This window comes from Nannocystis pusilla, assembly GCF_020073745.1.
Taxonomy (GTDB): domain Bacteria; phylum Myxococcota_A; class Polyangia; order Nannocystales; family Nannocystaceae; genus Nannocystis; species Nannocystis radixulma.
In genome coordinates this window covers 318,717-343,418 of record NZ_JAIRAU010000056.1, presented here as the reverse complement: position 1 = coordinate 343,418, position 24,702 = coordinate 318,717, and the positions used below count along the sequence as shown (strand labels likewise).

General features: G+C 73.2%; 18 protein-coding genes. 9 read left to right on the top strand and 9 right to left on the bottom strand.

The window, feature by feature from the left end; all coding sequences use genetic code 11:
• Positions 1–206 precede the first annotated feature (206 nt).
• Genes K7C98_RS39265 through K7C98_RS39250 form a run of 4 tightly spaced genes read right to left on the bottom strand, consistent with a single transcriptional unit; the run spans position 207 to position 4,203 of the window.
• Positions 207–833 carry a DUF502 domain-containing protein gene (locus tag K7C98_RS39265; protein ID WP_224197056.1) on the bottom strand — a complete coding sequence of 209 codons (627 nt, stop codon included), beginning with the start codon at positions 831–833 and terminating at the stop codon, positions 207–209.
• 6 nt (positions 834–839) lie between these two features.
• Entirely contained in the window at positions 840–2,360 is a 1,521-nt protein-coding gene (locus tag K7C98_RS39260; protein WP_224197055.1) for a TIM44-like domain-containing protein, read from the bottom strand.
• Between the two features lie 47 nt (positions 2,361–2,407).
• Positions 2,408–3,028: a hypothetical protein gene (locus K7C98_RS39255; RefSeq protein ID WP_224197054.1), complete on the bottom strand. Its 621-nt coding sequence runs from the start codon at positions 3,026–3,028 to the stop codon at positions 2,408–2,410.
• 2 nt (positions 3,029–3,030) lie between these two features.
• Entirely contained in the window at positions 3,031–4,203 is a 1,173-nt protein-coding gene (locus K7C98_RS39250; protein ID WP_224197053.1) for a PQQ-like beta-propeller repeat protein, read from the bottom strand.
• Between the two features lie 63 nt (positions 4,204–4,266).
• On the opposite strand from K7C98_RS39250, the gene K7C98_RS39245 reads away from it, so the two are divergent.
• A complete protein-coding gene (locus K7C98_RS39245) occupies positions 4,267–4,842 on the top strand; it encodes a hypothetical protein (RefSeq protein ID WP_224197052.1) in 576 nt (191 codons plus the stop codon).
• 64 nt (positions 4,843–4,906) lie between these two features.
• Complete coding sequence (locus K7C98_RS39240) at positions 4,907–6,379, top strand: hypothetical protein (RefSeq protein ID WP_224197051.1); 1,473 nt, start codon at positions 4,907–4,909, stop codon at positions 6,377–6,379.
• 79 nt (positions 6,380–6,458) lie between these two features.
• On the opposite strand, the gene K7C98_RS39235 is transcribed toward K7C98_RS39240, so the two are convergent.
• Entirely contained in the window at positions 6,459–7,010 is a 552-nt protein-coding gene (locus K7C98_RS39235) for a hypothetical protein (RefSeq protein WP_224197050.1), read from the bottom strand.
• Positions 7,011–7,181: 171 nt separating this feature from the next.
• On the opposite strand from K7C98_RS39235, the gene K7C98_RS39230 reads away from it, so the two are divergent.
• Positions 7,182–7,820: a hypothetical protein gene (locus K7C98_RS39230; protein WP_224197049.1), complete on the top strand. Its 639-nt coding sequence runs from the start codon at positions 7,182–7,184 to the stop codon at positions 7,818–7,820.
• A 25-nt stretch (positions 7,821–7,845) separates the two neighbouring features.
• Complete coding sequence (locus K7C98_RS45280) at positions 7,846–9,114, top strand: c-type cytochrome (protein WP_224197048.1); 1,269 nt, start codon at positions 7,846–7,848, stop codon at positions 9,112–9,114.
• Between the two features lie 75 nt (positions 9,115–9,189).
• Here the strand turns inward: K7C98_RS45280 and K7C98_RS39220 are convergent, their stop codons facing one another.
• Positions 9,190–10,590, bottom strand: coding sequence for a monooxygenase (locus K7C98_RS39220; RefSeq protein ID WP_224197047.1), 1,401 nt, complete (start codon positions 10,588–10,590; stop codon positions 9,190–9,192).
• Between the two features lie 492 nt (positions 10,591–11,082).
• Between K7C98_RS39220 and K7C98_RS39215 the strand changes: the two genes are divergently transcribed.
• Positions 11,083–13,536, top strand: coding sequence for an aminotransferase class V-fold PLP-dependent enzyme (locus K7C98_RS39215; protein WP_224197046.1), 2,454 nt, complete (start codon positions 11,083–11,085; stop codon positions 13,534–13,536).
• A 72-nt stretch (positions 13,537–13,608) separates the two neighbouring features.
• On the opposite strand, the gene K7C98_RS39210 is transcribed toward K7C98_RS39215, so the two are convergent.
• A complete protein-coding gene (locus tag K7C98_RS39210; RefSeq protein ID WP_224197045.1) occupies positions 13,609–14,421 on the bottom strand; it encodes a hypothetical protein in 813 nt (270 codons plus the stop codon).
• A gap of 127 nt (positions 14,422–14,548) precedes the next feature.
• On the opposite strand from K7C98_RS39210, the gene K7C98_RS39205 reads away from it, so the two are divergent.
• The 4 genes from K7C98_RS39205 to K7C98_RS45275 all read left to right on the top strand — a co-directional run bounded on the left by K7C98_RS39205 (position 14,549) and on the right by K7C98_RS45275 (position 21,510).
• The gene (locus tag K7C98_RS39205; RefSeq protein ID WP_224197044.1) at positions 14,549–16,780 is read left to right on the top strand and encodes an RCC1 domain-containing protein; all 2,232 of its coding nucleotides are present in this window, start codon (positions 14,549–14,551) and stop codon (positions 16,778–16,780) included.
• Between the two features lie 121 nt (positions 16,781–16,901).
• Positions 16,902–18,314: a vWA domain-containing protein gene (locus tag K7C98_RS39200; protein ID WP_224197043.1), complete on the top strand. Its 1,413-nt coding sequence runs from the start codon at positions 16,902–16,904 to the stop codon at positions 18,312–18,314.
• A gap of 268 nt (positions 18,315–18,582) precedes the next feature.
• A complete protein-coding gene (locus K7C98_RS39195; RefSeq protein ID WP_224197042.1) occupies positions 18,583–20,685 on the top strand; it encodes a choice-of-anchor L domain-containing protein in 2,103 nt (700 codons plus the stop codon).
• 51 nt (positions 20,686–20,736) lie between these two features.
• Positions 20,737–21,510: a ketopantoate reductase family protein gene (locus K7C98_RS45275; RefSeq protein WP_224197041.1), complete on the top strand. Its 774-nt coding sequence runs from the start codon at positions 20,737–20,739 to the stop codon at positions 21,508–21,510.
• A 141-nt stretch (positions 21,511–21,651) separates the two neighbouring features.
• Here the strand turns inward: K7C98_RS45275 and K7C98_RS39185 are convergent, their stop codons facing one another.
• Positions 21,652–22,212, bottom strand: coding sequence for a hypothetical protein (locus K7C98_RS39185; RefSeq protein WP_224197040.1), 561 nt, complete (start codon positions 22,210–22,212; stop codon positions 21,652–21,654).
• A gap of 189 nt (positions 22,213–22,401) precedes the next feature.
• The gene (locus K7C98_RS39180; protein ID WP_224197039.1) at positions 22,402–24,648 is read right to left on the bottom strand and encodes a protein kinase domain-containing protein; all 2,247 of its coding nucleotides are present in this window, start codon (positions 24,646–24,648) and stop codon (positions 22,402–22,404) included.
• Between the last annotated feature and the right edge of the window lie 54 nt (positions 24,649–24,702).

Below are 24,702 nucleotides of genomic sequence, written 5' to 3'. Positions count from 1 at the left end.
ACGACATTTGGATCATGCCCACCGTGCGAACGGAGCCCCGCGCGGGTTTCGCCGCGCCGTGACTTTTATTCATCCGGGTTGCATCGTCGTCACGCTGGGCGCGGCCGCGACGATGATCGTGCAGACGTCGCATTCGCCCGAGATCTGCCCCGCAAAAGCCTCCAGACGCAGATCTGCGGCTGTCAACATGACACCGACGCAAGCCCCTAGGCAGCGGGCTGAGGCGGCAAATCGCTGATCGCTCGCTCGCTCTGGGTGGCGGCGGCGACCTCGTCGGGGACGTAGTTGCCGCCGGACAGCAGGAACTTGAACACCTCCTCGACCGCCAGCGCCGTCGGCCGGCAGCGCGACAGCGGGACGAACAGCACCCGCCCGACCATCGGGTTCGGCGTGGTCGGGACGAACACGCAGACGACGTCGGTGCCGGCGCCGATCGGGTCGCCGCTGGTGAACGCGAGGTGCCACGCGTCGCCGTCGAGGCGGACCAGCACGACCTTGGAGTAGATGCCGCTGCTGCCGCCCGGCGTCAGCGAGATCTGCTTCCACGCCTTGTACACCTCGGCGAGCACCGGCACCTTGAGCAGCAGGCGGTCGATCGCTGCGAGCAAGTAGCGGCCGATCAGGCTGCGCACCACCAGGCCCAGCGCGAAGATGCCGACCAGCGCCAGACCGACGCCGGCGAACGGCACGTCGATGCCGAACAGCTCCTTCAGCGGCTCGCGCGTGAGGTGGTCGACGTACCACAGCACGAAGACCGTGACGACCAGCGGGATCGCGGCGAAGGCTCCGGCGAGGAAGGTATTGCGGGCGAAATCTTTGGCTTGCGCGAGCATCTCGGTTTATCCGGCGTAGGCCTCGTCCTGCTCGATCTTGCTGAGCACCCAGTCGAACTCGCCGCGGGTCAGGTGGGCGCCGCAGTACTCGCAGGTCCCGGCCATGTTGACGCGGTCGAGCGGCGCGCCGCAGTTCGGGCAGTTGGCGGCGCTGGCGGGCGCGCCGCGGACCCGCGCGGCCCGGATCAGCGTCCAGTATTCGCTGTACGTGCGCGGGTGCCGGGTGCTACCCGACACGTGCTCGCCGTTCAGGCGCGCGGTGTAGTCGATGCCGCTGGCCCACACGCGCACCGTCAGCGCGTCGTACCAGCGGTCGCGCTCGAGCTTGACGATCACCATGCGCAGCACCTGGGTGCCGGACAGCACGTTGCGCAGGCCCTGCGAGCGGTAGGCGTCGATCCAGTACTGCAGGTAGTTGAACAGCGAGTCGGACACGTACGGACGCACGCGCTGCAGGTCGAGCGCGGTCCAGGCGGCGTTGAGCTCGGCGTGGATGGTGCGCACGCGCTGGTCGATGCGCTCGGGCGCGGTCGACGGGTCCTCGGCGATCAACGCCGCGTGGGCCTGCTGGATGCCCGGCATGAAGATCGTCCGGTCGTCGGTCCCGACCTCCTCGGCGTGGTGCGTCAGCGGCGGCGGCCGCGACTCCAGCCTGCGCACGCGCACGTGGTGGACCGACCAGTCGAACCGCCCGCCTTCCACGTCCTGGCCGCAGTAGCGGCAATTGCCCGCGTCGCTGCGCTCGAACGGCGCGCCGCAGTTCGGGCAGCCGAGCGCCGTCGCCGTCTCGGGCGTGCGGCTCCTGGCGTCGGCCCGCCGCTGCAGCCGCCACGCCTCATGCACGTAGAAGCCGCGCTCGCCGCCCGCCATCTGGGCGCTGTAGTTGGCCTCGAACGCCACCTCGACCTCGATCATCCCGTCGGGCGCGGTCGGCAGGGACACCCGCTCGACCTGCATCGACCCGATCACCACCCCGCGGATCGGCACCCCGGCGGGTTCGCGCTTGAGCAGCACCTCGCGCGTCTCGGGGGCCACGTACGGCGCCAGCGCCTCCATCGCGCGCGCGTCGCCGCGGGCCCCGTTGGCGCGGGCGTACAGCGCGTAGACGAAGTCGGCGAACAGCACCGCCGAGAAGTCGGGGTCGAGCCGGCGAATCGCGCCGAGGTCGCCGCGGCGGACGGCGTGCGCCGCGAACGTCGGCGCGCTGTCCCACGTCTCATCCTCCTGGCGCCGGCGGTCGTTGCGGTGGTGGTAATAGAGGATGACGAGCGCCACGATCACCAGCGGCACGCCGAGCTGCGGCACATCGATCAGCAGCCGCACGAGCAGGTAGACCACCGCCCCGGCGTCGCCGCCGCCGTTGCTGCCGCCGCCGCTGTAGCCGCTGCTGCCGCCCCCGCTGAAGCCGCCGCCCCCGCCCGAGTAGCCGTGGCCGCCGCCGGGCCGGGCCGCCGCCTCGGCCGCCAGCGCCAGCAGCAGCGCCGCCGCGCCGAACGCCAGCATCTTGGGCCATGTCCTGGACGACATGTCCTTCACGCCAGCACCCTTCGACCATGCCCTCGAAGACATGTCTTTCATGCCAGCACCTCGTCGGGCAGCTCGTTGACGTCGTCCTCGCCGCGCGGCAGCGCGTCGGCGCACAGCTCGGCCAGCGCTCGCAGGTGCGGCGCCAGATCGACCGCGCGGGCGCCGGCCGCGACCGCGGCCTGGAGCCCGGCGCAGGCCCGCTCCCACGGCTCGCGCGGCACCTCGCGGCGCACGCCGACGTCGGCCAGCACCACCGCCGCGCGCTCGGTCAGCGACACGTACAGGAACACGCCGGTGCGGCCGCGCGTCTCGGCCACCCCGTGGTCGAGGTAGCCGGCCTTGGCCGCGCGCAGCACCGCCTCCTCCCGCCACGCGCGCGGGGTCAGCACGCGCGCCAGCCAGTGGCTGTGGCGCACCAGCCACGCCGCCGCCAGCCCGGCCAGCAGCGGGTCGACGAGGAACCAGTGCAGCCGGAACTCCGGCTCGCCGTACAGCAGGAACGCCAGCGTCAGCGCGGCCGCCAGCCCGCCGACCAGCGCCGGCACGTGCGCGTAGCGGTCGGACGTCGGCCGCACCGCGATCACCAGCTCGGCCGCCGTCTCGGCCTCGAACGCGACGATCGCCCGCCGCAGCGCCCCCTTCCCGTCGTCCTCGAAGAACCGGGCCATCGTCAACCTCCTCCGCGGCGCAGCTCGAACACATAGTCGGTGTCGTAGCAGCGGACCAGCAGCTTGCCTGCCTGAAGGAACAGGTAGTCCGGCCCGCTCTTCACCCGCGTCTTGCTCACGGTCTTGCCGGTGACGGCGTCGAGCACGAACAGGTGGTCGCCGTGGCCGGTGAGGACGTGGCCGCGGTGGACCAGGAAGTCGGCCGCGCCGGCCACCTCCGGCGCGCTGCGCCACAGCAGCTCGCCGCTTTCGACGTCGAGCGCGGTGATGTACGCGTGGTCGCCCCCGCTCCCGCGCGCGTACGTACCGTGCGCGTGGCTGACCAGCAGCGTCGAGCCGGCGAGCACCGCCCACGTCGCCCGCTGCTCGGCGAACTGCCGCTCGCCGACCGGCGTCCCCGGCGCGAGGGCGTAGGCCGCGAAGTCGAACAGCGCCACGATCTCCGCCGTGTCCTCGCGCTGCAGCGCGACGAACCGCCCGCCCGCGTAATCTGGCCCGTAGAACAGGATGTTGTAGCCGTCCTGGTGGATCGCCTGGACCAGCAGGTGCTTGCCGAACGCCGGCGGGATCGTCGGTGGCAGGTTGCCCGGCTCGCCGCGCATCGGGTTCGGCACCTCGTACTCGGGCAGCGCCACGCCGTTGCGCGCCAACCACTCGGCGTCGTCGCTGATCGCGTTGCGGCTCTCCGACACCTGCACCAGCGCCGGCGCCGGTCCGGGCTCGATCGGCGCCGGCTTCTTCAGCGTGTAGCTCCACGGCGGCGCCGGCAGCGGCGTCGCCGTCCGGCCGGCGAACCGCTCGCTCGCCTGTGACTGCGCCGCCAGCATCGCCGCGGTCGCGCTGTCGTACAGCGCCTGCGTCGCCAGGTTGCCCGGCGCCTCGTCGAGCACCTCGGCGAACGCCTGGCGGGCCAGGTCGTGGCGCCCGCCGTCCATCGCCGCGATCCCCTCCGCCCGTCGGTGCGCCAGCGCCGGTGACAGGCCCTCGCCGCCGGTCGTCACGACCTGTCCCGAAGGACTGGTCGTCACGGTGCCCCCCGCTCCGCCGCCGGGGCCCGCCGGATGGCCGCCGGTCACCGACGCGGGAACCTGCGAGGGATCGCCGCGGTGGCAGGCCGCGAGGACGATCACGAGCGCGGAGGCGCTCCATGTCTGCTGACGGCCCGGGCGTCGCATCGGCCGCACTGTAGCGCAACCTCCCGCGTGACAGGCCCACCACGACCACCTATCGTTCCTCGCGTGACCTCTCGTCGGATCTTCCTCGCGTGCGCGCTCGCGGCCGGCTGCGGCGACAGCGGCAAGCCCAGCAATGACACGGGCACCGACGGCGCCGGTCCCGTCCCCGAGATCGAGGGCACCATGGTCGACCTCGTCAAGCCGCAGCTGTGGGTGCAGCAGGGCGAGGCCGACGACCCGTTCGCCGATCACCGACCGAGCAGCATCGAGTGCCCGCTCGGACTCGGCTGGCTGGTCGAGGTCACCGGCTTCGAGGTCAACACCGGCGGCTGCAATTACGGCGCGTTCACGCAGCCGACGCTCCGCGAGATCGTGCCCGGCGCGCAGATCTCGCTCGACCTCTATCACTTCGACCTCGTCGCCGCCGAGCCCGCGACCGCGCACGTGGCCGTGGTCGTGGGCGACCACGTGCTGTTCGAGCGCGAGGTAGCGATCCCCGGCAAGGCGATGGTGCACGACCTCGACCTCGTCGCCGACTTCGAGCTCCCGGCCGGCTCGCCGGCCGTGTTTCACCTGCACAACCACGGGCAGAACACCTGGACCCTCGGCGGCATCCAGGTCGAAGTCGAAGACCCGTGACATTTGCCGGCCGCTTTAGTACCCATCGATCTCGCGGGCCCAGCCCGTGAGAGGTCGACGAGCGATGTTCATCCAGAAGTTGTGCGGACCTGCGGCGCTCGTCGTCGCGTTGGCGGGCGTGGTGACGAGCGGCTGCAGCGACCCGGGGCCCGGACTCGACAGCGCCAGCGAGACCGGCGACCCCGGCACGGCCGGCACCGACGGCACCGACGGCACCGCCGCCCCGACCACCACCGACGCCCCCGAGGCCGCGCCCGTCACCTGGCATCAGCACATCGCGCCGATCATGGTCCAGAAGTGCAGCGGCTGTCACAGCGACGGCGGCATCGCCCCGTTCTCGCTGGCCAGCTACGACAGCGCCAAGCCGTTCGCGCCCGGGGCCCTCGACGCGGTCGAGCGCGGCACCATGCCGCCCTTCCTGGCCGATGAGACAGACGACTGTCAGCCGCGCCACGGCTGGCAGGACGACCCGCGGCTCAGCGACGACGAGCTCGAGCTGCTGCGCGCGTGGGTCGAGCAAGGCGCGCCCGAGGGCGACCCGGCCGCCGCCGCGCCGCTGCCCGAGCCGCCCGAGGTCGAGCTGACCGACGCCGACGTGCGCGTCCAGATCCCCACCCCCGTGTCGGTCGACGGCGACAAGGACCAGTTCCTCTGCTTCAGCATCGACCCCGGCTTCGAGGACGACACCTGGATCGACGCCGTCCAGATCACCGCCGGCAACCCGCAGATCGTCCACCACGTGCTCGCCTACGTCGACGAGAGCGGCGCCTCGGCCGAGAAGGTCAACGAGGACGGCTACTACCCCTGCTTCGGCGGCCCCGGCATCAACAGCGCCAACCTGATCGCCGCCTGGGCCCCGGGCATGACCCCGTTCGAGAGCCCGCCGAACGTCGCCTCGCGGATCGCCGCCGGCTCGCGGATCGTGCTCAACGTCCACTACCACCCGACCGGCAAGCCCGAGCTCGACAGCACGACCTCGCTCGACCTCCGGATCCGCGACACCATCCCCGAGTACGTCGGCATGCTGGCGCTGATCGGCAACAGCGAGGGCCCGCAGCTGCTGCCGAGCGAGCACGACGACAACGGCTACCCCGAGTTCCGGATCCCCGCCGGCGTCGAGGACCACGTCGAGCAGATGCTGTTCAAGCTCGACGACGTCCCGCCGCTGCGCGTGTTCGCCGTCGGGACGCACATGCACTACGTCGGCACCGACATGCTGATCGGCCTCCAGCGCCCCAGCCCCGACGACGGCGAGCCCGCGAACGAGTGCCTGCTGCAGACCCCCGGCTGGGACTTCAACTGGCAGCGCACCTACAGCTACGACGCCCCGCTCGACGACGTCCCGCGCGTGAGCGCCGGCGACGAGCTGTACCTGCGCTGCAACTACAACAACAGCATGTCGAACCCGCACGTCGTCGCCGCCCTCGCCGAGCAGGGCCTCGCCGCCCCCAAGGACGTCGTCCTCGGCGAGGAGACCCTCGACGAGATGTGCCTCGCCGTGGTCGGCATCGCCATCGCCCTCAAGGATGCGATCTGAGCCGCAGGTCTCGCGGGACATGCCCCTTGGGGCCTGTCCTCCCGGACCTGCCTCGACGAACATGCCCCTTGGGGCATGTCTAGAGCGCGTCGAGCAGGTCGCGATCGGGGATCACCCCGCGGCTCGTGGGCACCACCTCGGGCTTGAGCTTGCCCGGCTTCGGCGCCTCGGGCTCGGGCTCGTCGCCGTCGCGCCACACGCAGCCGAACACCCGCGTGGCGGCCCGCGCCGCCTCGGCCGCCGCCGCGCACTCGCCGTCGAGCGCGGGCGCCAGCTTCGGGTCGGCCTTCGCGACCAGCCACGTCGCCAGCTGGGCCTTCAGCACCCGCGTGTGGCTGTCACGCTCGACGCTCGGCACCTTGTCGGCGATGCAGGCGCGGTAGCGGTCGGCGTACGCGTCGCAGGCCTCGACGTCGATCTTCGCGTCGGCGGCGACGACCGGCGGCGCGGGGTCGGGCGCCGGCGCGGGCTCGGCCGTCTCGGGCTTGACGACGATCGTCGGCGGCACGACTTCGGGGGCGGGCGCGGCCGCGGCCGCGGGCTTGTCGGTCTTCTCCGGCGCGACCTCCGGCGCGGTGCAGGCGACGAACCACAGGCCACAGAGCAAGGTACAGGAGCGCGAGGGCGACATCGATCCTCCGGGTCGAGCCGAGCAACGCCCGGGCGACGGCCTTGAGTTTCCCGCGGATCGCGGGAAGATGCTCAGGAACTTTCGCGCCCGCTCGCGCGTCGCTGCCCAGATCGCCACGCATCACCGCGCGTAGCTGCGCCCACCATCTCCGCCGTGCCCTCGAGGTCTGCCATGTCCCGACTCGCCCTCGTCCTGTCCCTCGCCGTCACCGGCGCCGTCGTCGGCATGCCCAGCGTCGCCGACGCCTGCGGCAACAGCGTCCGACGCGTCGTCGACCGCACCCAGGAGTACGTCCAGAAGGCCGAGCTGCTGCTCGCCAAGGGCCAGTACAAGAAGGCGATCAGCACCGTGCGCGACGCATTCGGCGACAGGGCGATCGCCTCGCACCAGGGCGGCTCGGGGCTGGTCCTGCACGGCCGCGCCCAGCGGATCCTCGCCCTCGCCGTCGCGCGCAGCGGCGGCGACATCCCCATCGGCATGGACCTCGGCGGCGCCGCGCAGAGCCGCAAGGACGCCGCGATCGCCTGGGCCGGGCTGGCGCTGCGCCTGCAGGGCGGCGTCGCCCCGACCCCGGCCCAGACCGCCGAGCTGGCCGAGGCGCTGTCGCGTCAGGCCAGCGGCCGTGCCGAGGCCTACGGCCTGTTGAAGGAGCTCGGCGACGGCGACCTCATACCGAACGCCCAGGGCTGGGCCCTGCTCGCCGAGCTCAGCAAGCAGCGCGGCGACGTCGAGGGCAGCAAGAAGGCCGCCGAGCGCTGCCGCCAGATCGGCGCGCCTGGGGTCCAGTGCGACGTCGCCGAGCAGGCGTAGCGATCGACCGTCCAGGATGCCAGGCGTGACGCGCGTCGCAGCTCCCTCGCGGCCGGCCGGTGTCGCCGCGCTGTTCGCAGGTGTCTTTTCGCTCATGTCGTGCGGGACAGGTACCGAAGACCCTGTCGACGTCCCGCCCCCCGTCCCCGCGGCGCCGGTCGTCGCGCTCGAGCCCGCCGCCGACCCGGCCGCCGTCGCCCGCGGCCAGGCGCTGATCGACCGCTTCGAGTGCGTGCGCTGCCACGACATCCCGGGCCGCGAGCCCGCGTCGCTCGAGAAGCACTGCGTCCGCTGCCACCAGGACATCCTGCGCGGCGCGTTCCCGGCCCCGCCGGAGACCCTGCGCGAGTGGCAGGGGCACATCACCCACCTCACCGACGTCCCGGCGCTGCGCGGCCTCGAGCGCCTGCGTCGCGGCTGGCTGGCCGCCTGGCTGCGCGCCCCGCACGACCTCCGCCCCGGCCTGAACTCGACCATGCCGCGCCTGTCTCTCGGGACAGACGAAGCCGCCGACCTCGCCGCCGCCCTGATCCCCGAGCCCGAGCTCGCCGCGCCCGCGCCCGGCGATCCGGCCCGCGGCCGCGAGCTGCTCGGCGACAAGTCGTGCACCCTCTGCCACCGCTTCACCGGCGTGGCGAACATCGCCCCCGCGCCGAAGCTGCCCGTCCCGCTCGACGAGGCGCAGCTGCAGCGCGGCCTGGCCCAGGCGCCCGACCTCCGGTTCACGCGCGAGCGCATGCGCCCGGCCGCGCTCGTCGCCTGGTTGCTCGACCCGCCGCGGCACAAGCCCGGCACGCCGATGCCGACGATCCCGCTGACCGACGCCGACGCGCGGGCGATCGCCGCCTACATCAGCGACGCCACGCTCGAGCCCCTCCCCACCCCCAAACCGGTCGCACGCCTGCCGATCCTCGAGCGCCAGGTCCGCTGGCCCGAGGTCGAGGCCAAGGTCTTTAAAAAAACCTGCTGGCACTGCCACTCCGATCCGGACTACGCCCGCGGCGACGGCGGGCCGGGCAACAGCGGCGGCTTCGGCTTCGCCCCGCGCCGGCTCGACCTCGCCTCGTACCCCGGGATCGCCTCGGGCAGCGTCGGCGACGACGGCAAGCGGCGCAGCGTGTTCGCCCCCCTGCCCGACGGCACCCCGCGGATCATCGCCCACATGCTCGCGCGCCACCTCGAGGTCGAGGGCGGAGCGCCCGAGCAGCGCGGCATGCCGCTCGGTCTCACGCCGGTGCCGCTCGCCGACATCCAGCTCGTCGACACCTGGATCGCCCAGGGCCGCCCGCAGTGATCGCCAAGTGTCCTGCCGGACATGCTCGCCAGGACATGTCCGTCAGAACCTTCCTCTTGCGCCATGTCCTGGCGGTCAGTGCACCGGGCTGATCGTCAGGATCGACAGGCACATCTCGTCGCCGGTGCCCTCGCCCCAGAACAGGTCGACCGGGTCGACCTGCACCCCGCCCTCGATCGGCTGGTTCGCGGCGCTGTTGTCCCACTCGCAGGTCAGGCGCAGGCGGTCGCCCGGCTGCACCGTCAGCGGCTCGCGCAGCTTGTAGCCGCCCTGCCAGCTGAAGTCCCAGTCGGGGATGTACAGCGCGCACACGTCGTCGGCCCCGGCCCGGTCGAGCTCGAGGCTGGCCCGACGGCCGCGCGTGTGCATGTGCAGGCTGACATCGTGCAGCACGAACGGCTCGCCGTTCTTGACCCCGGCCTGGGGGAAGAAGTCGCCGAGGAAGCCGGTGAGGTCGACCTCGAATTCATGCACGGTGCGCGGCTCGCCGGCGGGGATCTTCATGGTGTCGCCGCTGAGCCAGTTGGGGTTGGTGAACGGGATGACGTGCAGCGGGACCTCGACGCTGTCGGCGAGCTTGAGCTTGAGCCGCGTCTGGTCGGCGGGCCCGCCGGCCGCCATCGGGTGGTAGTGCATCTGCAGGACGATCGCGCTGCCCGGCTGCACGGGGATCCCGCGCTTCTCGTCGAGCGAGGGCTGGGTCCCCGGGGCCCACGCGCCGAGCCACTGCTGCGAGAAGCCGCCGCCGCCGGGGCTTCCGAAGCAGCTGTAGCCGGGGCCGTCGTCGGCCGCGTCGAGGTTCTTGTAGGTGGGCACGCCGGACGGCGGGATGAGGAACGCGATCGCGTGGTGCACGATCGGCCGCACGTCGGGCGCCACGTCGAAGCCGATCACGTACTTGAGCTGGTCCTCCGGCCAGTCGAGCACGAAGCAGCGGTAGTCGTCGGGCGCCGCGGTGGCCGCGTACGGCTCGGGCAGCGGCATGTCGAGGTCCCACGCGATCGTCGGCGCCGCCGGGCCCGCGGGCGGGGCGTCGGCCGGATCGCCGATCGCCGCCCCCTCGTCGATCCACGCCAGCAGCAGCTCGCGGTCGGCCGCCGGCAGCGAACGGTCGTGCTCGTAGCTGTTGCACTCCGAGCTCGGCGGCCACGGCGGCATCGTCCCGGCCTCGATCGCCGGCGCGAGCAGCCCGGCGAACATCTGCGCCTCCTCGCCGGTCTCGAGCGAGAACGGCGCGACGTCGCCCGGCCGGTGACAGATCGCGCAGTGCTTGTCGAGGATCGCCTTGGTGTCGCGATAGTAGGTGTACCGCGCCTCGCTCGCGTCCCCGGTGGTCCCGCTCGTCGGCGCGTTCGCGGTCGTGTCCCCGCCGCTCGAGTCTGCCGCCGAAGCCCCCTCCTCGTCGCCGGCCGGGGCCGAGTTTTGACAGCCGAGAACGAATACACCGAGGACAGCGAGGGCGAGGCGACGGATCATCGGGCGGACTCCAATCGTCGCCCAACGTACCACCGCGCGCACGCCCGCCTCAAGCGCCACCGCGCCGCCGAGCCGGCGGCGACCCGTGAGTACGCGCGGCCTCCGACCTCACGTCCTCTCGACCGGGGCCGCCGAGCCCCGACAACCCACGACTCCCCCTGCGCCGCAGGACATGTCTCCCGAGACAGCTTTTTCTGGCGGGCCACCCAAACTTCGTCACATGTCCTTTCGGCAATGCCCTTCAAGGCATGTCTTTGTCACCATGCACCTCGTCGCGCGCTGTGCTTGCGGCGAGATTCGCCCGTCCGCCGCGCGGCCAATCGCCTGCACCGCGCACGGGGCGACGCGGCGACGCCGACCGCGCCGGGCGAGCTCTCCGCCGGGGGAGCGCGCTCACATCGAGCGGCAGAACTCCGCTCCGCGGCCGGCAGCGCCCTCGGCCCGGCCGGGCTCGCGCTTTCACGGGCCGCGGGTGTCATGTAGCGTGCCGCCATGCGCCTCAGCTATCACCAGCTCGTCGATCGCGTCCGTGCTCGCGTCGCGGCGGTCACCGCCGCCGAGTTCGCGGCGCGGCGGCGGCTCCCCGGCGATCGCAGCGTCGTCCTCGACGTCCGCGAGCCCGACGAGTTCGCGGGTACCGGCGCGATCGCGGGCGCACTGCACGTCCCGCGCGGCCTGGTCGAGAAGTTGTCGGCCGACATCCTGCCCGACCTCGACGCCGCGATCGTCGTCGTCTGCGCCTCGGGCCACCGCGCCGTGCTCGTCGCCGACGTCCTGCAGCAGCTCGGCTACACCCGCGTGCAGTACCTCGAGGGCGGCCTGCTCGGGTGGCAGGCCGCCGGTCTGCCGCTCGCGCCGGCGTGCGTCGCATCCCGTCCGGGCGCGGCCGCGTGCGCGCGCGTGCCGACCTGGGCCGACATCCGCGCCGCCTTCCCGATCGTCGGCCGGCAGGTCCCGGTGATGGGTGAAGGCGAGCGGGCCCTCCTCTACCTCGATCACGCCGCCTCGACCCACGCCCCCGAGCCGGTGCTCGACCGCTACGCCCGCTTCATGGCCGGCGAGTACGCCAACATCCACCGCGGCACCCACCTGCTGTCGCGCAAGGCCACCGAGCACTTCGACGAGTGTTACTACGTCGTGTCCGACTTCCTCGGCGGCGACCTCGCTAGCGACTGCGTCGTCTTCCTCGGCAACACCACGCAGGCCGTCGACCTCGCCTCGCACGTCATGGCGCCGCTGCCGGGCAAGGTCGTCGTCACCGAGCTCGAGCACCACTCGAACGACCTCCCGCACAGAAACCGCGGCCCCGTGCTGCGCGCGCGGATCACCGCCGACGGCCGGCTCGACATGGACCACCTCGAGCAGCTGCTGCGCAAGAACCTGGTCAAGCTGGTCGCGGTCACCGGCGCCAGCAACGTCACCGGCTGGATGCCCGACGTCCACGCGATCGCCCGCCTCGCCCACGAGCACGGCGCGCTGATCCTCGTCGACGCCGCCCAGCTGCTCGCGCACCAGCGCATCGATCTACGGCCGGCCGGCGACCCTGCGCACATCGACTTCCTCGCCGCCGCCGGGCACAAGGCCTACGCCCCGTTCGGCGCCGCCTTCCTGTACGGCCCGCGCGGCATCATGGACGCCGCCCCGCCCTATCTCCCCGGCGGCGGCACGGCCTCGCGCGTCGGCCCGCACGGCGTCGAGTACGTCGCCGCGCCCGACCGCCACCAGGGCGGCACCCCCAACATCGGCGGCGTGCTCGCGCTGGCCGAGGCGCTGCGGTTCCTCGACGGCATCGGCATGCAGCACGTCCGCCAGCACGAGGTCGCGCTGACGCGGCGGGCCATGGCGGGCATGCGCGCGCTCGGGGTCACCCTCTACGGCCCCGAGGATCCCGACGCGCGCCTCGGCGTCATCAGCTTCAACGTCGAGGGCGTCTCCGATCCGCTGGCCGCCGCCGTGCTCAGCGAGGAGCGCGGGATCGCCGTCCGCAACGGCCGCTTCTGCGCCCACATCCACGTCGACCGCCTGCTCGCCAGCCAGGGCGGCGCCACCCCCGAGGCCGGCAGCGCGCCGGGGGCCGTGCGCGCCTCGTTCGGCCTCTACAACGACGAGGCCGACGTCGACCGCCTGCTCGAGGCCGTGGCTGTCCTTCGGGACAGGCGATGGGTCGGCCGCTACCGGGTCCGCGCCGCCGGCGTCACCGCCGAGTTCGCCGGCCGCTGCAACGACCGCTGGATGGAGGCCGACGCTCCGAGCCCGCCGGCGCAGGTCGACGCCGGCCCCGACGCCGCGCTGCTGTTCGCCCAGCTCAACCCGAGCGGCCCGACGCGCTGCTACCTGATCGCCGATCGCACCAGCGGCGCCGCCATGCTGGTCGACCCGCGGCGCGACCAGGTCGACCGCTACCTCGCCGAGCTGCAGCGCCACGGCCTGCGCCTCGAGCTCGTGCTCGACACCCACACCCACGGCGATCACCTCTCGGGGACCAAGCGGCTCAAGGACCTGCTCGGCTGCGCGATCGCCATGCACCGCAGCGCCAGCGCGCCGTGCGTCGATCGGCCGCTCGACGACGGCGACAGCATCAGCCTCGGCGGCCTCGCGCTCGAGGTGTGGCACACCCCCGGCCACACCCCCGACTCGCTGTGCCTGCTGCTGCCCGACCGCGTGCTCACCGGCGACACGCTGTGGATCGGCGGCACCGGCGGCTGCGACGTCGGCGGCGACCCTGCGGCGCTCGCCGCCGCCCTGCTGCGCCTGCGCGGCCTGCCGGCCCACACCGAGGTGTGGCCGCTGCACGACTTCGACGGCCGCGGCCGCAGCACGATCGGCGAGGAGGCGGCGACGAACCCGTGGCTGCAGGGCGACCTCGCCCAGCTGCGCGCCCGCCTGGCCCCGGGCGGCGCCGAGCCGTCGGCCGTCAGCCAGGCCAACGCCCGCTGTCAGACGTGACCGAAGGGGCATGCCCGCAAGGACATGCCCCTCCGGACATTCCCCTTCGGACATGCCTGAACGGACAGCGACCTACTCGACCGCGACCTCGGCCCCCAGGCACCACGCGCCGTGCGGGTCGATCTCGGGCACGAACAGGTTGACGTCGCGCAGGCCCGGCTCGTCGCACGCGTCCGAGCCGAAGTAGCTCTGCTGGTCGGGCGGCAGCGCCGACGGGTCGGCGCCGATGCCGATCGTCGAGTTCATGTCGCCGCCGACGAAGCCGACGCAGAAGCGGGGCTCGGCGAGGACCGGCTGCAGGGCCGCGGGGATCTGCAGCGACCCCGAGCTGACCGGCAGCCCGAGCGACTCCGACTTGTAGAGCACCTGCTGGAGATCGCCGCTCAGGACCTGAAAGCGCAGGTGCGCCTGATCGCGCACCGCCACCAGCGTGTAGTCGATCCGGCGCACCCGGTACGGCGGCGGGACCGGCGAGTCGAAGCACTCCGCCCCGCGCACCTCGCCGTCGAGACCGCTCCAGATGTTCGGCGGGGCGTAGCACCACAGCGGCTCGACGCAGGCCGTCCGGTCGTAATGACTCAGCTCCGCCGTCAGCGGCGCGCCGGTCGTCGTATCGGGGGCGCCCGTGGTGGTCAGCGTGATCGTCGTCGTGCCCGTGCTCGACTCGTCGTCGCCGACGGTCCCGCTCGCCGGGTCGGAGGTGCCGGTCGTGGTGGTGCTCGTGCTCGTGCTCGTGCTCGTGCTCGGGCCCGGCCCGGTCGTCACCGCCGCCGTGCTCGTGCCCGGCGCGCCGGTCTCGCCGTCGTAGGCGGGGTTCTGCGTCAGGCAGCCGCACGCCGCTCCGAGGGCCACCAGCAGCCGCGCGCGTCCGCCCAGCAGTGCCATCGCTCCCCACGATACCACGTTCCCTGCCGACCAGCCGGGCTGCGCAGCACATGTCCGAAGGTTCATGCGGCTCGCCACGCCGCCCGCGGACTCGCACTCGCCCGCACGTCGCGCGTATCCTCGCATCATGCGGTTGCCGCGCCTCGCGATCCTCCTCGTCCTCGCCGCGTGTGCGGACCGCGGGCGCGACGCGGGCCGCGACCCGAGCCCGGGGATCGACGACGCGACCTTCACGGCCGCCCCCGGTCCCACGCTCGCCCTCGGCGTCGGCCACACCTGCGCGCTCGCGCGGGGCGAGGTCTTCTGTTGGGGTTACGGCGGCCACGGCCAGCTCGGCCTCGGCGACCGCGACGACCGCCTCGTCCCCACCCGCGTGCCGGACCTCGCCGACGTCGTCGCCCTCGCGGCCGGCACCTGGCACACCTGCGCCCTGCGCCGCGGCGGCGACGTCCTGTGCTGGGGCGACGGCTCGCTCGGTCAGCTCGGCGACGGCGCTCTCGGCACGCGTCCGCGTCCGAGCCGCGTCGCCGAGCTGCGGGCGGCGGCGCTCGCCGCCGGCGGCTCGCACACCTGCGCGATCGACCATGTCCGAAAGGTCCTGTGCTGGGGCTCCAACCACCGCGGCGAATCGGGCCCCGGCGGGGCGCCCCTGCTGCGCCCCGCCGTCGTCCCCGGCGCTCCGGCGGCCGACGCGCTCGCCGTCGGCGACGCCTACGCCTGCGCCCTCGCCGGCGGCGCCGTCACCTGCTGGGGCGTCGATCCGCTGCGTGACGGCCGCGACCCCGCGCCCGCCCCCCTGCCCGCGCTGCGCGGCGCCGTCAGCCTCGCCGCCGGCGCCGACCACCTGTGCGTCGTCACCGGCGCCGGCCGCGTGCTGTGCATCGGGACAGGTTCCGAAGGACAGCTCGGAGACGGCCGCCCGCCCGAGCTGCGAGCGCCGAGGGGCCCGCACGCGATCGGCCTGCCGGAGCCGCGCCGGTCCGAGGTGCTCGATCTCGCCGACGCCGCCGCCGTCGCGGTCGGCGACGACTTCGCGTGCGCCCGTCGGCGCTCGGGCGCGCTGGCTTGCTGGGGCGAGAACCGCGACGGCCAGCTCGGCGACGGCGCGCGGGCTCGCCGCGACCGTCCGGGTCCGGTCGGCGAGATCGCCGACGCCGTCGAGCTCGTCGTCGGCAGCGCGCACGCCTGCGCTCGCCTCGCCGACGGCGCCCTGCGCTGCTGGGGTTACAACGAGTTCGCGCAGGCCGGCGAGCGCAGCCGCGAGCCCGCGACCCCGACCGCGACGCACGCCCTCGCCGCGACCGGCCTGGCCGTCGGCGAGGCCCACGCCTGCGCGTGGAGCGACGGCGGCGCCTGGTGCTGGGGCGACGGCGCGTACGGCCAGCTGGGCGACGGCGCCCGCGTGCGCCGCGATGTCTCGACCCCGGTCCCCGACCTCGGCCGGGTGCGCGAGCTCGTCGCCGGCGCCCGCCACACCTGCGCTTTAGAACATGGCGGAACAGTCATGTGTTGGGGCGACGACACGTTCGGCCAGCTGGCCGGCCGCGGCGTGCCGACCGGCGAGCCGGTCGACGAGCACACCGGACCGCTGCCGCTGCCCCCGATCGAGGCCCGCAGCCGCCCGCGACCCGGCCCGGTGGACGGGCTCGCCGACGTCGTCGACCTCGCGACCTACGGCCATCGCACCTGCGCCGCGCGCAGCGACGGCGCGATCGTCTGCTGGCACGCCTGGAACGACGCGCCGCTGTCGCAGGAGCGCACGATCGCCGGCGCGGTCGAGGTCGCCGTCGGCGCGGCCCACACTTGCGCGCGCACCGCCGCCGGCGCGGTGCGTTGCTGGGGCGCCAATCACAGCGGCCGCCTCGGTGACGGCACCACGGAGTCGCGCCCCGATGACGTCGCCGTCCGCGGGCTCGACGACGCCGTCGCGCTCGCCGCCGGGCGCCTCCACACCTGCGCGCTGCGCCGCGGCGGCGAGGTCGTGTGCTGGGGCGACGGCCTGATGGGCCAGCTCGGCGACGGCTCGCGGGCCGATCGTGCGACGCCGACCGCGGTGCTCGACCTCGGCCGCGCGCGCGCGATCGCGGCGAGCGAGGATACCACCTGTGCGATCGGACAGGCGACGCGCGTGCTCTGCTGGGGTGCAGGAGACGCCGGTCAGCTCGGCCCTGCGGGCGGCGGCGGGCGCTTCGCGCCGGTGGTCGCCCGCGCGTCGGCGGCCACGCGCCTCGCCGTGGGCGCGCGGACTGCGTGCAGCAGCGACGGCGAGCGCGTCACGTGCTGGGGCGAAGGCCTGTCACCACGCGCGTCGCGTCATTGGGACGTCATCGCCACACCGCGCGCGATCGCGCTGCCCTGAACCGGTCTTCACCCGCGTCGCCGACGCGTGCTCAATCCCCTGTGGCTCGCGCGCTTGAAAGCGACGTGTGTACCGGGCGATAGTCGTGTTCGGCTCGACTTCTACGCGCGGTGAAAAAATTATGGCACGCAAGACCTCTCTCGTATGGATGACCTCGCTCGGCCTCGTCGTCGGTTGCGGTGACGACGGCCAAACGTCGCAGACGGGCGTGGCGACCGACTCGGCGTCGTCGACCATGTCGACCACGACCGTCGACCCGCCGACCAGCAGCACCCCGACCGACCCCACCACCGACGCGCCGCCGACCACCTCCGAGGGCACGATGGGCATGACGAGCGAGAGCTCGGGCACGCCGACGGGCACCGACAGCACCTCGACCGGCATGGTCACGGCGACGATGAGCACCACCGAGACGGCCAGCGACACCATGACCACGGAGCCGCCGGCGACCTCGAGCACGACCGACCAGGACACGACCACCGGCTCGACCACCGACGACACGACCGGCTCGAGCAGCGCCACCACGGACAGCGAGTCCACGACCACCACGGGCGACATCCCGTGCAACGAGATGCAGGTGGTCCTCCAGCCGGTGGTGCCGAACGTCATGCTCGTGCTCGACAAGTCGGGCTCGATGCTGACCAAATGGGACCACGACGCCAACCCGAACACGGCGACGGTCAGCCGGTGGTTCAGCCTCTACGCCGTCGTCGATCAGGTGCTCACGGCCTTCAACGCCAACTTCAACTTCGGCATGAACCTGTTCCCCAACAAGCAGGCCGTCGACGGCTACAACGTCGGCGCCTGCCCGGTGAACCCCAACGTCGAGATCCCGGTCGCGCCGTTCAACAAGAACGCGATCATGAACGCCCTGCCGGCGCAGAACAACATGACGATCAAGGGCGGCACCCCGGCGGCCGCGGGCGTCACCTCGGCGCTGAATCACCTCAAGACCCTCGACCCGGCGATCCCGCGGGCCATCATGCTCATCACCGACGGCGCGGCCAACTGCACCAGCGGCGCCGTGGACGAGGGCCTGTTCGAGGTCTACGACCAGTCGCTGCACAACATCGTCGGCGACGCCTTCAGCCAGGACAGCATCCGCACCTACGTCATCGGCATCGCCACCAGCAACGCCGTCACCCCGGTCGACCAGGACGGCAACCCCGACAGCATCAACCCGTACCAGAAGCTGAACGAGCTCGCCACGGTCGGCGGCACGGCCAAGCCCGGGCCGGAGATGTTCTACAACGCCGACAACCAGAACGAGCTCCAGGCCGCGCTCGACGCCATCATCACCGACGCCCAGAGCTGCGTGATCCCGCTCCAGGACGAGCCCGGGTTCCCCGACTTCACCAAGGTGAAGGTCGACAACGCCTACGTGCCGAAGGTCGCCGACTGCGCCAACCAGAACGGCTGGAAGTACGTCGAACCCGGCCCGCCCTACACCGCCATCGAGCTGTGCGGGACCGCCTGCACCGCCCTCAAAGAGACCAACGAAGCCGGCGTCGAGTACTACTGCAAGCCGGCCTGACCTGCGGCCATTCGCCTCCGGCTGTCTGCACCCGGTGTCATCATTCGCGCCCGCGCCCGCGGGCGCGGATTGCCCACACTCCGTGGCGAAAGCCGTATCGCCGCGGCCGCTCCAGAAGTTCGCGCAGTCCGCAAAGACCGGCGGCCCCAAAGCCGGCTGCAAAGACCGGCTGCCCCAAAGACGGCCTCAAAGTCCGGCCGGCTGTGGGCCGTCCTGACGTTCATGTCTTGGATTGCCGTATGGCGGAGACCCTGGTAGGGTGGCTGGAATGCATAACATCCGCCTCGATATCGCCGCTCTCGCGTCGTGTGCCGTATTGCTCGCGGCCTGCGGCGACGACGGGCCCGCCGCTACCGTCGATCCCACCGTTCAGGTCACCTCGGCGACGATCACCGCCACCGGCCAGATGACCACCACCACGGCGCCCGGGACCAGCGAGCCGACCACGACCGCGACCCCGACCGACCCCGGCACCGGCATGGCGGTCACCGAGACGGGCTCGACGGAGACCACGGGCGAGCCGCCCGAGACGACCGACTCCGGCCCCGACACCGAAACGACCAACCCCGGCACCGGCGAGACGACCGACACGACCGGCATGTCGATGCCGTGCGAGGAGGCGAACTGTCCCATGGGACAGTTCTGCGATCCGAACAGCGACGCCTGCGTGCCCGGTTGCAACGACGACACCGACTGCAACGCCCCGGCCAAGTGCGACGTCGGCAGCAACACCTGCAAGGGCTGCCTCGCCGACGGCGACTGCCCGCTCGGCACTGTGTGCGACGCCGGCGAGTGCGTGCCCGGCTGCAACGACATGCAGCCGTGCAACGACGGCCTGGCCTGCTGCAGCAACACCTGCACCGACCTGCTGGTCGACGTCGCCAACTGTCAGGCCTGCGGCAACGTCTGCGCGGCCCCGCCGAACGGCATGCCGGCGTGCGTCATGGGTCAGTGCGGCCTCGCCAGCTGCAAGGCCCCGTGGAACGACTGCGACAACAACCCGGGCAACGGCTGCGAGAACCAGGGCATGTGTCAGTGCACGCCCGGTGCGCAGGTCGCCTGCTACACCGGCCCCGACGGGACCCAGGGCACCGGCGTGTGCAAGGAGGGCGTGCAGACGTGCAACCCGCAGGGCACCGGCTACGGCCCGTGCGAAGGCGAGATCACCCCGAACCCGACCGAGATCTGCAGCAACAACCTCGACGACAACTGCAACGGCCAGGTCGACGAGGACGCCGACAAGGACGGCGACGGCTACACCGTGTGCGGCGGCGACTGCTGCGACGAGGTCGGCCCCAGCTGCCTGAACCCCGTCCTCGTCAACCCGGGCGCCTTCGAGGTCGGCGGCAACATGGTCGACGACGACTGCGACGGCACCAAGGACAACCCGGTCGCCTCGTGCGACGGCAACAACCTCGCCAGCAACTCGAGCAACGCCCTGGACTACGCCAGGGCGATCGACCTCTGTCAGTTCACGACGGAGAACCCGCCGCAGAACATGAAGAAGTGGGGCGTGATCTCCGGCAGCCTCACCCAGGCCGACGGCGCCGGCGCGATCGATGTCGACGCCAGGTCGATCCGCCCCGGCTTCGGCACCAACGTGCTCCCGCAGCAGAACGCGCGCCTTGCGATCCTGTCGACCGGCCACGCCGCCGACCAGAACGACGCGAACCCGAACTACTCCGGCTTCCAACCCGGCACGATCAACGGCGTCATCTCCAATGCGCCCGCCGACTGGCTGGCCGCCAACGGGGGCAACTTCCCCAACGCGCCCGGCTGCCCGGGCGCCGCCGGCAACCAGGCCCGGGACAGCGCGATGCTCAAGCTGCGGATCCGCGTGCCGACCAACGCCAAGTCGTTCAACGTGCAGATGTACTTCTACTCGGCCGAGTGGCCCGAGTACGTGTGCACGGCCTTCAACGACCTGTTCGTCACCCTCGTCAACTCGAGCGCCGCCGGCAACCCGGCCGACCGCAACATCGCCATCTACAACGCGCCGAACAACCAGAAGTACCCGGTCGGCGTCAACATCGCGATCGCCGCCCCCGGCCTGTTCACGCAGTGTGTGAACGGCCTGATCGGCTGCTACGGCAACAACGCGATCAACTACAACAACTGCGCCGGCACCGGGGGCCTGGCCGGCACCGGCTTCCAGCTCAACGACGACTTCGACTACTGCGAGGCCGGCAAGCGACAGAAGGGCGGGGCCACCGGCTGGCTCAAGATGGCCGGCAACGTCACCGGCGGCGAGGTCATGGAGATCCGCTTCGCCATCTGGGACACGGCCGACGGCCAGTTCGACTCGCTGGTCCTCCTCGACGACTGGGTCTGGTCGGTCCAGGCCTCGCAGCCGGGCGTGCAGCCGAACTGACGCCGACCTGAGCTCGACAGCCCGGGCGATCGGGCGTACGTTCCGCTCGCCGTGCCCGTCCTCCCTCGAGTCACGATCCTGGGCGCCGGCCGCGTCGGCGGCGCCCTCGCCGCGCGCAGCCCCATCCCCGTCGCGCTCGTCACCCGCGACGCCGGCTGGGAGGCCCTCGATCGCCCCGCCGGCGAGCCCGTGGTCGTCGCCGTCGACAACGCCGGCCTCGACGACGTCGTCGCCCGCGTCCCGGCGGCGCGCCGGCCCGACCTCGTGTTCGTGCAGAACGGGGTCCTCGAGCCATGGCTGTGCGCACATGGCCTTCAGGACAGCACCCGCGCCCTGCTCTACTTCGCCGTGCCGCGCCGCGGCGCCGCGATCGAGCCCGGCGGCACCAGCGTTCTGACCGGCCCGCACGCCGAGGCGCTGGCGACCTGGCTGCGGGCGATGGATCTCCCCGCCGAGGTCGTCGCCCGCGACGCCTTCACCGCGGCGATGCTCGAGAAGCTGATCTGGAACTGCGCGTTCGGCCTCCTGTGCCAGCGGTTCGCCTGCAGCGTCGGCGAGGTGCTCGACCGCCACGACGAGACCCTCGCCGCCCTCGTCCACGAGCTCCTCGCCGTCGGCCGCGCCGCCCTCGGCGTCGACCTCGACGCCGGCCCGCTGCTGCAGCGCCTGCGCGCCTACTCGCGCGCGATCGCCTCCTACCGCGGCGCCGTCAAGGACTGGCCGTGGCGCAACGGCTGGTTCGTCGCCGCCGCCGCCGAGCACGCGGTCGCCACACCGACCCACATCCAGCTGCTGCGCGAGGCCGGCGCGCTCGAACCTTCATGACCTGAGAGACAGCTCTCTCGGGACATGTTCTTTCAGATATCTGTCCTGAAGGACATGTCCTGCGCCCCGCGGCGATCGCATGACATGTCCCGAGAGACATCCGACCTCCGCGCCCGCGTGGCCCGCCCAGAGTCCGGGTCGTCAGCGGAACAGCCCCGTGCGCGGCGACGACAGCGCGCGCTCGAACTCCGCCAGCGCCGCGTGGAGGCGGCCGCGCAGGGCGGCCCCGGGGATCGCCGAGTCCGCGCGCGCCGCCGCGATCTCGCGCACCGCCTGCAGCGACGCGCCGCTCTGCTCGAGCGCCCCGCGGACCTCGGACCCGGCCCGCTCGACCTCGCAGGCGAGCTCCCAGGCCCGCTGCAGCGCCTCGTCGAAGCGCATGGCGTCGAGCTGGCCGCGGATCAGCGCCGCCTCGCGCACCAGCACGGCGCAGCCGGCCGGGAGGTGATCGAGGCGCAGCTCGGCCGGCGGCAGCGCCTTCACCACCGGCACGGCCCCGAGGATCCGCCCCAGCGCCGGCGAGGTGAGCCCGCCGCACAGGAACCACAGGCCCGAGAGGATCAGCGGACCGGCGTCGGCGGCGTCGCCCTCCACGCCCGGGATCTCCAGCGCGTGCAGCACCAGCGACGGCAGCGCGCTGACGATCGACCACACCGAGGCGAACGCGAACGTGCGCAGCGGCTCGCGGCTGTCGTCGTCCATGCCACGCCTCGAACGCCGGCCCGCGGCGGCCGTTCTGTCCCCGGCCGCGAGGAACGATCGGCGACCGATCCCTCGCGCCCCCGACCCCCGCCTGTGGGCGCGGCGACTGTCGGAGCGCCCGCGACATCGACCGGCCCCGGCCGGTCCGCGGATCGGCATGTCCCTTCGGACAGGACACGCGGGCATCGGCTAGTCGCCGAGGTCGAGCGTCAACGCGTGGCGCACCGGCGCGCCCGCGAAGCGCAGCGACGCGACGACGTCGCGGATGCAGCGGTCGCGGGGCTCACTGTCGACGACCTCGACGTGATTGACCTCGGTCAGCCGCGTCGGACCGCCCACCTCGAGCGTCAACGACAGCCGCTTGCCCACCCCCGAGCACGCGCGCAGGCGCGGCGCCAGGGCCTCGAGCGCCGCCGTCACCTCGGGCCGCGTGGGGGCGGGCGCGGGCGCCGCCTCGCCCGGCGTCGCCGCGACCGCCGGCGCGCTGGTCGACGCCGGCGCCGGCGGGCTCGGCGGAGGCGCGCTCGGGCCTGCACCCAAGAACATGGCGTAAAAGACAGCCATCGAGGCCGCCAGCGCCGCGGCGCCGGCCAGCCACGGGCCGCGCCGGACCGGGCGCGGCGCGGGGGGTGTCTCCGAGGACATGTCCTTCCAGGCAGCTGTCGACGCGCTCACCGGCGCCGCCGCGCGCGGGCGCGGGCTCGCCGACGCGGCGGGCGCCGCCGCGCGCTCGGGGCGGTCGCTGTGGAGGCTGCGCAGCGCGTCGCGCTCGGCGCGGAGCAGCTCGAGCAGGTCGGCCATCGACTTGACGCGCAGCTCGGGGTCCTGGGCCACGATGTCCTGGAAGTCCGCGGCCAGGAACGTGTCGGCCAGCGCCGGCGCGGCCGCGACCACGTGCTCGCGCAGGCGCTCGGCGCCCTCGTCCGGCTCGGCGGCCAGCAGCTCGCGGATCACCGCGTTGGGCATCTGCGCCCCGGTGATCAGCATGAACAGCACCGCCCCGAGCGAGTAGACGTCGCTGCGCTCGGACTTGGCGCCGCCGCGGGTCAGCTCCGGCGCCGCGAAGCTCGGGTGGCCGAAGGCGCGGCCGTCCTCGACGCGGTGGCGGGGCGTGAGCGCGTAGCGCTGGTCGGTGGCGGCGTAGAACGCGTCGAGGAAGCGGCACTCGCTGAGGTCGATGATGCGCGGCCGCGGCGGCAGGCTGCGCTCGAGCATCAGGTTGGTGAAGCTGATGTCGCCGTGAAGGATCCCCCGCGCGTGCGCCTCGTGCAGCGCCTCGGCCAGCTCGATCACCAGCTCGACCGCCGCCAGCGGCTCCATCGGTCCGCGCTGGATCGTGCGCGCCAGCGGCTCGCCGTCGATCAGCTCCTCGACCAGGTACCACGAGCCGTCGTCGTTGTAGTCGCACTCGTAGATCCGCGGGAACGCGCGGTGGCTCAGCTTGTCGAGCGCCATCGCCTCGCGGCACAGATCGGCCAGCACCGGCGTGCGGGCCAGCGTGCGCGGCAAGATCTTGACCGCGACGTCGCGCCCGAGGATGTGGTGATAGGCGCGCCACGTCTGCCCGCACTTGCCCTGGCCGAGCAGCGTGCGCAGCTCGAGCCGGCGCGCGAACAGCCGCGGCGGCGCCGAGGCGCTGCAGCTGGCGTCGCCGGCGTCGCGGCAGCCCGGCGGCTCGAGCGGCGCCGGCAGCAGGTCGGGCGCCGGCGGCCACACCTGCGGCTCGGGGCGCAGCAGCGGCTGCGTCGCCGCCAGCTTGTGCGGCCACACCTCGGCGCCCGCGGCCAGCCAGGCCGCGCGCAGCTCCTCCGCGCGCAGCTCGGGGCGGCCCGCGACGTCGGCGGCCAGCTCGAGCACCTGCCGCAGCGGCTCGGGCACCGGCTCGACGGCGTCGCCGTCGCGCTCCATCAGCGCCTGCAGCGTGCGCCCGAGCTGGGCCAGGTCGGCGCGGGGCGAGCGGTCCGGCGTCGCCTCGTCGGTGCGCGGCGCGGTCAAGAGGCGCGCCACGCCGGCGTCGCTCCAGCGGATGTTGCGGGCCGTGACCGCGCCGTGGACGAGGCCGTGCTCGTGCAGGCACATCAGCGCCTCGGCGATCTGCAGCCCGACCTGCCAGGTCGTGTCGATCGCCAGCGGCGCCTGCGTCCACCGCTGCGCCAGCGACACCCCGCCCTCGTCCTCGCGGACGAAGTACGGGTGACCGTCGCCGCCGATCCCGTGATCGACGACCCCGGCGATGTACGCGTGACGCAGCCCCGCCAGCAGCTTGGCCTCGCGACCGAACCGCTCCGCCGCGGCCGCCCCGAGCGCGTGCTGCAGCGCCACCAGCTGCACCCGCGTCCGCTCGCGCTCGTCGCGGGCCACGTACACGCTGCGCCCCGGCTCCTCGTCGATCCGCTCGACCACGCGAAACCGGGGCGACTCGGGCGCGACGGGCATCACCGGGAGGGTGCCTCGTCGGAACGGCGAACGCAATCGCCGACGCGCGTCACA

Coding starts and splice junctions, on each gene's coding strand:
- K7C98_RS39265 (WP_224197056.1), bottom strand. CDS start 833: ATGCTCGCGCAAGCCAAAGATTTCGCCCGCAATACCTTCCTCGCCGGA.
- K7C98_RS39185 (WP_224197040.1), bottom strand. CDS start 22,212: ATGGACGACGACAGCCGCGAGCCGCTGCGCACGTTCGCGTTCGCCTCG.
- K7C98_RS39240 (WP_224197051.1), top strand. CDS start 4,907: ATGTTCATCCAGAAGTTGTGCGGACCTGCGGCGCTCGTCGTCGCGTTG.
- K7C98_RS39210 (WP_224197045.1), bottom strand. CDS start 14,421: ATGGCACTGCTGGGCGGACGCGCGCGGCTGCTGGTGGCCCTCGGAGCG.
- K7C98_RS39235 (WP_224197050.1), bottom strand. CDS start 7,010: ATGTCGCCCTCGCGCTCCTGTACCTTGCTCTGTGGCCTGTGGTTCGTC.
- K7C98_RS39255 (WP_224197054.1), bottom strand. CDS start 3,028: ATGGCCCGGTTCTTCGAGGACGACGGGAAGGGGGCGCTGCGGCGGGCG.
- K7C98_RS39215 (WP_224197046.1), top strand. CDS start 11,083: ATGCGCCTCAGCTATCACCAGCTCGTCGATCGCGTCCGTGCTCGCGTC.
- K7C98_RS39200 (WP_224197043.1), top strand. CDS start 16,902: ATGGCACGCAAGACCTCTCTCGTATGGATGACCTCGCTCGGCCTCGTC.
- K7C98_RS39180 (WP_224197039.1), bottom strand. CDS start 24,648: ATGCCCGTCGCGCCCGAGTCGCCCCGGTTTCGCGTGGTCGAGCGGATC.
- K7C98_RS39220 (WP_224197047.1), bottom strand. CDS start 10,590: ATGATCCGTCGCCTCGCCCTCGCTGTCCTCGGTGTATTCGTTCTCGGC.
- K7C98_RS39260 (WP_224197055.1), bottom strand. CDS start 2,360: ATGTCGTCCAGGACATGGCCCAAGATGCTGGCGTTCGGCGCGGCGGCG.
- K7C98_RS39230 (WP_224197049.1), top strand. CDS start 7,182: ATGTCCCGACTCGCCCTCGTCCTGTCCCTCGCCGTCACCGGCGCCGTC.
- K7C98_RS39250 (WP_224197053.1), bottom strand. CDS start 4,203: ATGCGACGCCCGGGCCGTCAGCAGACATGGAGCGCCTCCGCGCTCGTG.
- K7C98_RS39195 (WP_224197042.1), top strand. CDS start 18,583: ATGCATAACATCCGCCTCGATATCGCCGCTCTCGCGTCGTGTGCCGTA.
- K7C98_RS39205 (WP_224197044.1), top strand. CDS start 14,549: ATGCGGTTGCCGCGCCTCGCGATCCTCCTCGTCCTCGCCGCGTGTGCG.